5 protein-coding genes are annotated in these 8,864 nt (G+C 42.3%); 1 reads left to right on the top strand and 4 read right to left on the bottom strand.

Features of this window, described 5'->3' with window-relative positions; all coding sequences use genetic code 11:
• Positions 1-37: 37 nt before the first annotated feature.
• The 3 genes from PN499_RS26220 to petH all read right to left on the bottom strand — a co-directional run bounded on the left by PN499_RS26220 (position 38) and on the right by petH (position 3,331).
• A complete protein-coding gene (locus PN499_RS26220; protein WP_272036069.1) occupies positions 38-1,339 on the bottom strand; it encodes a homoserine dehydrogenase in 1,302 nt (433 codons plus the stop codon).
• Between the two features lie 116 nt (positions 1,340-1,455).
• Positions 1,456-2,016: a Uma2 family endonuclease gene (locus tag PN499_RS26225; RefSeq protein WP_272036071.1), complete on the bottom strand. Its 561-nt coding sequence runs from the start codon at positions 2,014-2,016 to the stop codon at positions 1,456-1,458.
• A gap of 109 nt (positions 2,017-2,125) precedes the next feature.
• Positions 2,126-3,331, bottom strand: a complete 1,206-nt coding sequence (petH, locus tag PN499_RS26230; RefSeq protein ID WP_272036073.1) for a ferredoxin--NADP reductase — start codon at positions 3,329-3,331, stop codon at positions 2,126-2,128.
• Between the two features lie 643 nt (positions 3,332-3,974).
• On the opposite strand from petH, the gene PN499_RS26235 reads away from it, so the two are divergent.
• The gene (locus tag PN499_RS26235; RefSeq protein WP_007353376.1) at positions 3,975-4,979 is read left to right on the top strand and encodes a phosphoribulokinase; all 1,005 of its coding nucleotides are present in this window, start codon (positions 3,975-3,977) and stop codon (positions 4,977-4,979) included.
• A 177-nt stretch (positions 4,980-5,156) separates the two neighbouring features.
• On the opposite strand, the gene PN499_RS26240 is transcribed toward PN499_RS26235, so the two are convergent.
• A complete protein-coding gene (locus PN499_RS26240; protein ID WP_272036072.1) occupies positions 5,157-8,363 on the bottom strand; it encodes a sensor domain-containing diguanylate cyclase in 3,207 nt (1,068 codons plus the stop codon).
• Positions 8,364-8,864: the final 501 nt, after the last annotated feature.

The following is an 8,864-nucleotide window of genomic DNA, read 5'->3' on the forward strand; positions in this document are numbered from 1 at the left end:
CCTGCCTTCGACCTCCTGCCTCCTCAACAATTACCCATTAAAGAACTCGCAGTTTACTGGGAATACTGTGTATACCTTCCATTTGGCTAATTTCATCAATTGCCTGCTGAAAATTACCTTCTTTAACATCATGAGTGACGACTACAATTTCTGCTAACTCGCCGTGTATCCCTGTTTGCACAACTGATTCTAAGCTAACATTATGTTGGCCGAAACAAGTGCCGAGTTTGCCAATCACACCCGGATTATCTTTGGTTAAAAATCGAGCATAAAATCGGGTGACGAGTTCTTGAATTGGAGCAATTTTACAGTAGTGTTGGTGAGAACAACTTAACAAAGGATGGGGAATGGGGACTGTTTCGGTTTTCAAGATCGCTGCGATATTCATAATATCTGATACTACCGCGCTTGCTGTGGGCCCAGCACCAGCACCGCGTCCGTAAAACATGACTTGCCCTATGGGTTCTGCTTCTATTAAAATAGCGTTGTAAACGCCATTTATACTCGCAAGAGGATGAGTTTTCGAGACTAGGGTAGGATGAACTCTGATGGAAAGTAGTTCGCGATCGCGAGTTGTTTGGGTATCTTGATGGGCGATCGCTAATAATTTAATTACAAATCCCAGCTTTTCAGCATAAGCAATATCAGCAGCACTTACTTGTCCGATCCCTTCACAATAAATATCTTCTAGTTTGATGCGTCCGCCAAAAGCTAAGGATGCTAAAATAGCTATTTTATCAGCAGCATCTAAACCATCTACATCGGCACTGGGGTCAGCTTCAGCATAGCCTAATTGTTGTGCATCCGCGAGCACTTGGGAAAAGTCGGCGCCTTCTGTTTGCATCCGAGTAAGGATGTAATTAGTTGTACCGTTAACGATGCCAGTAACGGTTTGAATGCGGTTTGCACCTAATGATTGTTTAAGGGTTTGTATGACTGGAATACCACCGGCGACAGCAGCTTCTAGCATTACATAAACGCCTTTTTCTTGGGCGGCGGCGAAGATTTCGTCGCCATAGCGGGCAATTACAGCTTTGTTGGCGGTAACGATGTGCTTACCGTTGGCGATCGCTTTGAGGATTAGCGATCGCGCTGGTTCTAAACCGCCCATTACTTCTACTACAATATTCACATCTGGGTCTGTAGCGATCGCCTCTAAGTCTGTGGTAAGCACATTTTCGGGAAATTGTAAAGAGCGAGTTTTGGTGCGATCGCGCACCCCCACCCGATAGATTTCCAACTCCCGTAATAGTGGATGGCGGCCTTCGGGAGAGAGCAAAATCTCTGCTGTACCCCCGCCCACTGTCCCCAATCCCAGCAAACCAATTCTTATAGCCACGACTTTAACCTGTAGAAAATCATTTAACCCACAACCATTGTAAGATACTTCTGCATTAGCTTCTTATTCAAAATCCTGATTTTGGTATTTAAGCTTCTCGTAAAATTAAAAAACTTTCATTCCTCATCAAACACAGGCGGCCAAAGTTCAGAAACCGCCAACTCCCATCCCTCCAATAACTCTGGAACAGTCAATATATCACCTTCACCTAACACCACAGCTTCCAGATTCAGCCGATAAACTTCCAAAATCTTTTTATCGGGATCGACCAATATTCCTACTTGCGTTCCCAAACTTAAAAACATTTGGATTTTCTCGCGAGTTGGCTTAAGTCTATCAGTTGAAGATTTAACTTCCACTATCAGATCGGGTACAATATTAGCAAAAGTGCGCGGGAGTCGCTGTAGTTTTGTAGCACTGACAAAAGAAACATCAGGGCCGCGTAAATTTGAATTTGGCAGACTAAATCCACCACTCGATTCTAGGACAAACCCTAATCGGCGCGGTACTACCCAATTCCCTAATAGCCTTGCTAATTGAGCAATAACATAGCTAGATACAACATCTGATAACCCCATAACATGAATTTCTCCATCTATTAGCTCTAACTGGTAGTCCAAATGAGCGTCAGTTAAAGCACCTTGCAGTTGCTCGAAATCTTTAACAGTCAGTACCATGTCAATTATCTCCCTTTCTGGGTGCTAAGGCAACGATAAAATTTATCCTCTAAAACAATTATAGGGCAGGCATTGCCCACCCTACAAAACAAGTTTTCACCCTATCAAATTAATAGGTTTCAACGTGCCAGCGATGATTTTTCTTCAACTGTTTCTGATAGTCAGACCAGTTAACATCATACTTGCCAGCCGCCGCCGACATCCCCTCATCAATACCGCCTTCCATACCTTTCAAACCACAAATATAGGTATGAGTATTTGGCTTTTGAACCAACTCCCATAACTCATCAGCATTCTCTTGAATCCGGTTTTGGATATACATCTTACCGCCTTGAGCACTTTTTTGTTCGCGGCTAATTGCATAAGTCAAGCGGAAATTATCTGGGAACTCAGCTTGCAACTTCTCCAACTCTTCTTTATAAAGAATATTCGGAGTATAAGCAACACCAAAGAACAGCCAAGCTAAACCCTTGAACTTGTAATCAGGGTTATTTTCCTTGAACATTCTCCACAAGAAAGCGCGGAACGGCGCAATACCCGTACCCGTTGCCATCATAATAATCGTGGATTCTGGGTCTTCAGGTAATAACATTTCCTTACCTACAGGGCCGGTGATTTTCACCTCAGCCCCCGGTTCCAAACCGGTTAGATAAGTCGAACACACACCAAAGACTTTTTCACCAGTTTCCGGGTGCTTATACTCCAACCGACGGACACAGAGCGATATCGTTTTATCGTCAAGGTTGTCACCGTGCCGAGTAGATGCGATCGAGTACAGGCGCAACTTATGGGGTTTGCCATTAGCATCAGTACCTTCCGGAATAATGCCGATACTTTGGCCTTCCAGATAGCGCAAATTCCCGCCAGAAAGGTCAAAAGTGACATGGCGGACAGTACCCTCGCCACCTTCTCTGACTAGCTCTTCAGTCGAGATGCACTTGCCAATAAAGGGACTAGCTGGTTTGTAGAGATTGACGGGAATATCAACTTTTTCTTTTGCTTGAGTCATTGGCTTCTTTGGTTCTCCTGATTTCTGAACCTGTAGCCCATTCTCTGGCGCAACATTTGCCTTGGTTTGGGGTTCGGCGTTTAGGAGTCGGATGCTGACTATCTGGCCACCCATGCGAGCTATCCGCCGCATTTCCTGATTCATACGGTTGTAAGGAACTGCGATGAACACGCTCCCACTCTGGCGAATCGGGCAGCTAGTTTGATCAGTTTCTCCGTTCTGACGCAGACCCTTAACTTCATAAACAAAGGTGCGGCTGCCAGATTGTGAATTGGCAGCACCACCAGATAAGCTGGGACTATACATTACTTGCTTTTCCATCACGATACAGAGTTCTAAACTTAGAGAATGTGACGATAGACTCAATTTACGTTTTTCTTAAGATGCTCTTCACTAAGAAATTTGCGCTAACCGATCGCCCTCGCCGTCTGGCTTGGTGTCAAGTGTTGGCCGCTGTTGTTGTCTATGCGCTCTGAATATTTTAGCTGAGAGGGGGATCGGGGATTGGGGAAGATGGGGGAGCAACTTAATCAATTAAAAATTAAAAATGCAAAATTAAAAAAAAATGCAAAATTAAAAATTGTGAGATTTAACTTTTAATTTTTAACTTTTAATTTTTAATTTTTAATTTTCAATTAATCGGAGGGGGATGGGGAAATTTTTTTCTTCCTTCTTCCTTCTTCCTTCTTCCTTCTTCCTTCTGTTGATATTAAGGTTGTAGGGGCGATCCCATTCTGGTAAAATCAACTACACAGTTAGTATTCATACTTAGCTCAAAAATTGTTTGGGTATACCCCAGTCAGCGGTCAACAGACTGCTGTATGCTGGTTTGTGCTTGATCCTTGGGGTCGCAAAGCTGCACTCCAGCTCCAAGGTTGCAACTGCGGGCCCCAATCAAAGTGGAATATGAACTTGAGTTGTAAACAGTGCTTTTTGTTAGAGGGAAATTATGACCATTAAGCCGGATCGCGTGGTTTTAATTGGTGTCGCCGGAGATTCTGGATGCGGGAAATCTACATTTTTGCGCCGACTGACGGATTTGTTCGGGGAAGATTTCGTGACGGTGATCTGTCTGGATGACTATCACAGCCTAGATCGCAAGCAGCGCAAGGAAACGGGGATTACTGCTCTTGACCCCAGAGCTAACAATTTTGACCTGATGGCTGAGCAAATGAAGGCGCTCAAAAATGGTCAGGCGATTAATAAGCCGATTTACAACCACGAAACCGGCGCTATCGATCCCCCTGAGATCGTTGAGCCGAATCATGTGATCGTGATTGAGGGGCTTCACCCTCTGTACGATGAGCGGGTGCGATCGCTCCTTGATTTCAGCGTCTACCTCGACATCAGTGATGAGGTAAAAATTGCCTGGAAAATTCAGCGGGATATGTCGGAACGCGGTCACACTTATGAAGATGTGCTGTTTGCGATTAATGCTCGCAAGCCAGATTTTCAGGCCTATATTGACCCACAAAAGCAATATGCAGATGTTGTAGTGCAGGTCTTGCCAACTAATCTTATTAAAGATGATAAGGAGCGCAAGATTCTGCGGGTGCAGATGATCCAGCGCGAAGGCATTCCGAATTTTGAATCTGCCTATTTGTTTGATGAGGGCTCAACTATTCACTGGACTCCTTGCGGTCGCAAGCTGACTTGTTCTTATCCTGGGATTAAGATGTACTATGGGCCTGATGCCTATTACGGTCACGAAGTCTCAATTTTGGAAGTAGATGGTCAGTTTGAGAATTTGGAAGAAGTGATTTACATTGAAAAGCATTTGAGCAAGACTTCTACAAAGTATGAAGGCGAGTTGACTCACTTGTTGCTTCAACACCGCGAATATCCAGGTTCTAATAATGGAACTGGGTTATTTCAGGTGTTGGTAGGTTTGAAGATGCGAGCAACTTATGAAAGGTTGACTGCGAAGGAAGCGAAGGTTGCTGTTACCGTTTGAAGGTAAGAAATGAGAGATTTTAGGGGGCGCGATCGCGCCTCTTTTTTTGGGAGAATTAACCGCAGGGATAAGTTAGGGGCTAGGGGCTAGGGAAAGAAGGAAAAGAAGGGATAAATTTTTCTTCCTTCTTCCTTCTTCCTTCTTCCTTCTTCCTTCTTCCTTCTACTTACAGCAATATCAACATTCGATAGTCCCAACTCGATCGCGACCCTGTTCTTTAGCGGAGTACAGAGCTCTATCCGCAGCAGCAATCAACCTCTCAGGAGAAATTTTGGGGCCTGGAACTACCGTCGTAGTTCCTAAACTGAGAGTAATGTACCGATCCGGTGCTAAACCTCTGTGAACAATCCGCATATCTTTAATATTAGAACGGATAGTTTCGGCAATACTAAGGGCTGTAATAGCATCAGTATTAGGCAAAATTATTGCAAATTCTTCACCACCATAACGGGCAACTAAATCTGCTGAATGCTTCAGTACAGCGCGGATTGCAGCAGCAACCTGTTTGAGGCACCGATCTCCTGCTTGATGTCCGCAAGCATCGTTATAGAGCTTGAAAAAGTCGATGTCGCAGAGGATTAAAGATAAAGGTTTTTGCTCATGGGTTAGTCGCCACCACTCTTGATGCAAATACTCATCAAAGCGGCGGCGGTTGGCGATTTGAGTTAGACAGTCTACTGTTGCGAGTTGGTGCAGTTCAACATTCGCTTCTTTAAGCTGTTGGTAAAGTTGTGATTGCTGAATGCCTAGCGCTAACTGCATTGCTAATTCCTGCAATAAATTGATCTCTAATTGTTCCCATTTACGCACCCCGCTGCACTGGTGAGCGATTAGTAGTCCCCAGAGTAGAGAAGGATATTCTCCAGTCAGGATCGGCATGACTAACATTGCTCTGATCTCGAAGGTTTCTAGTAGCTCGATGTGGCTTTGTTCTAAACCAGATGTGTAGATATCTTCAATGGCGCAAATTTGCCGCAACTGAGGGGAATTGGAAAGTTGATTTTCTGTAATCCAGGGATGACCGATCGCCCAATCTAAGCTTGAACCCCAACCATCGGCTATAGATTCTGCAACTATCTGTCCGCTTTCACCTGTTTTAAACCGATGAATGATTACACGCTCAGTTTGCAAAAATTCTCTAACTTTATTAACTGTAGTATTTAAAATTTCTTCTAAGTTTAAAGACTCGCGAATATTTTGGGCGATCCCTCTTACTAACCGTTCTCTTTCAGCTTGTTGTTTGAGTGTGTTTTCTAGTTGTACTCGGTAGGTGATATCCCGGAAAATTGTCTGCACGACTTTGCCACTGCCACCCCATTCAACTACTCTAGAGTTAATATCTACCCAAACTGTTTGACCTTCTTTTTGAAGTACCAGAGTGTTGGGCAACCATGCTACCCCTTTTTTGATACTTTTCATAAATTCGGTCATTACTCTTTTTCTCTCTGGCAGAGGATGAATTTGACTGGCGTGCATTTTCACCAATTCTTCTTTTTTATACCCCAATAATTCTTCTGCATTTTTATTGGCTTCTAAGATATTCCCTTGCATATCTGCTAGCATAATTGCGTCGCCAGCATCATTCATTAAGGCCCGGTATTTTGCCTCGGATTCTTGAAGAGCTGCTTCGGCTTGTTTGCGATCGCTAATATCTTCAAAAGCAACAATTAAATACTGTGGTTTTCCAGTGCGATCGCGGACTGCGGATAAACTCATTTTTCCCCAGACAAGCATTCCATTTTTACTGAGACAACGTTTCTCTATTGAGTAATTGGAAATTTCGCCGCCCATGAGACGTTGTTTATCAATAATATCAGTGGCGATATCGTCTGGATGAGTGATATCTTGAAAAGTTAAACTGAGCATTTCTATGTGAGTGTAACCCACTATATCGCAAAATTTTTGATTGATTCGGAAAAATTTATCATCTAGTGTCAAGGCACTCATACCGACAGCAGATTGCTCAAAAATAGCATGAAACCTGTCTTCACTCTCTTGAATAATTGCTTCTAGTAATTTGCGATCGGTGATATCTTCAACAATGCCAAAACCATAAAGAGTTTCTCCTTGTGGATCGCGAATTAATTTGACTACTACATTTACCCAAATAGATTCTTTGTTTTTCTTGACAAAGCATTTTTCTAGTTGATAAATTGGCAATTTTCTTAACAAATCTTGTTCCTTCAAAAGCAGATTTTTTTCTGGGGATTCTAGCTGATTAATATCTGTAATATTCAGAGACAACATTTCAGCTTCGGTATAACCTAGCATCTTACATACTATTGTATTGACACTGATAATGTGAGATTTACGATCGCAAATAATCATGCCAATAGGAGCATTTTCTAAAAAGTGGCGAAAAGGCTCTTCATTTGACAAAAGTGCTGACTCAATTTGCTGATTTTCGCTGATATCTCGATAGGCAGTTAAAAACATCTCTCTGTTTTTACAACGCACAAGTGACGTAGATATTAATAGACTTTTCCTAAGTTTATTCTTGGTAAGAATAGTAGTTTTAATTTCCGAAATTTTACCTTCTTCCCTAACTTCCTTAAGCCGCTGCCATGCTTCCCTATATTCTTCTTCTTCAGGATGCAGCAACCTGATAAAATCCTTACTACTATTAGCCTCAGCATTAGTATAGCCTGTGATTTTTTCCATCATGGTATTAAAAATTTCAAAGCAGCCTTCTGTATCGCTGAGGGTAATTCCTTCTCCGATGGTTTCCAGAATCGCTTGCAATTGCTGAGTCTTTTCTTGTAGGTTTTCCTCTATTTGTTTTCGTTCTGTAATATCCTTAGCAATTACAGCTAAAACGCTATAAATATTTCGCAGTTCTTCTTTGATCTGCTTGAGTTCATAAGACTTCCTTTCTATATCTTCCGAAAGGTGCTTTAACTCTGTTCTACGCTCTGTTAATCCCTGTTCTGAAATGTGGCGAGCAACAGACTGGAATTCAACCGATCGCATCAACGGATCGAAAATTGCTTGAATAGTCCACTGTTGACAATTAACTTCTCCATTAGCACTATTACTGGTGCCTTCATAAGTTTTGACAGGATTACTGGGAGTTAGGGAAAGGAATTGCTGTTTTACTTCTTCCCGTTCTATTTCGGGAATTAACAGTAAAAAATTTGTACCTATTAATTCCCGGCGCGTTTTGCCAAAATAACGGCAGTAAGCTCTATTCACAAATGTGAGAGTACCATCGATTAAAAACCGAGAAACTAGCTCTGTTTGCAGTTCTACGACATTTTGGTAGATATCGCTAGCTAGCAGCGGTTTTCGCTGAGTCTGTGGCTCTTGTAGCTGCGATCGCTGCGCGAGATAAAAATTCCCATCTGCTATATCGTTAAGTTGACTAAATTGGTGATTAGAAACCATATACTATTCCACTTGTGCTGATTGAAAAGAGTTCTATTTGCTATTGTCTTGAGAACCGCAAGTATAAAATAATACGTTAACCACTTACAGTATGTATTTCTATCAATTGAATTGACGGAAAATATAGATTATTAAATTATGGATCGCTAGATGTGAAGTTCTTGTGAAGACTTAAGATTGCCCCAGCTAGGATCGCCAGTAAAAATCAATTTAGGATAAAATGACTATATCACCTTTTGAAGAGGACGATCGCACCCCGATTTTTTTGCTATAGATCTCCATCCCAGTTAATTGCAATACAAAATTCAAATGAGTAAAAAATTTAACATAATTAACGGATAGGGCAGCCTACCATCACAATTAGGGATGATTAAATCTTGAAAAGGTAACGGCGCGATCTAGGCCATTCCCACCCAAGCGATTTCAGCAATCGTTTCAACAATTTAAGAACATTAAGCATCACCTTGGTAGTTGCTCGCACCCGCCCCCCCAACCACCCCC

This window comes from Kamptonema animale CS-326 (assembly GCF_028330895.1).
Lineage (GTDB): Bacteria > Cyanobacteriota > Cyanobacteriia > Cyanobacteriales > Microcoleaceae > Kamptonema > Kamptonema formosum.

Excerpts from the sequence above, each read along its gene's own strand:
- PN499_RS26225 (WP_272036071.1), bottom strand. The coding sequence starts at position 2,016 with ATGGTACTGACTGTTAAAGATTTCGAGCAACTGCAAGGTGCTTTAACT.
- petH (WP_272036073.1), bottom strand. The coding sequence starts at position 3,331 with ATGTATAGTCCCAGCTTATCTGGTGGTGCTGCCAATTCACAATCTGGC.
- PN499_RS26235 (WP_007353376.1), top strand. The coding sequence starts at position 3,975 with ATGACCATTAAGCCGGATCGCGTGGTTTTAATTGGTGTCGCCGGAGAT.
- PN499_RS26240 (WP_272036072.1), bottom strand. The coding sequence starts at position 8,363 with ATGGTTTCTAATCACCAATTTAGTCAACTTAACGATATAGCAGATGGG.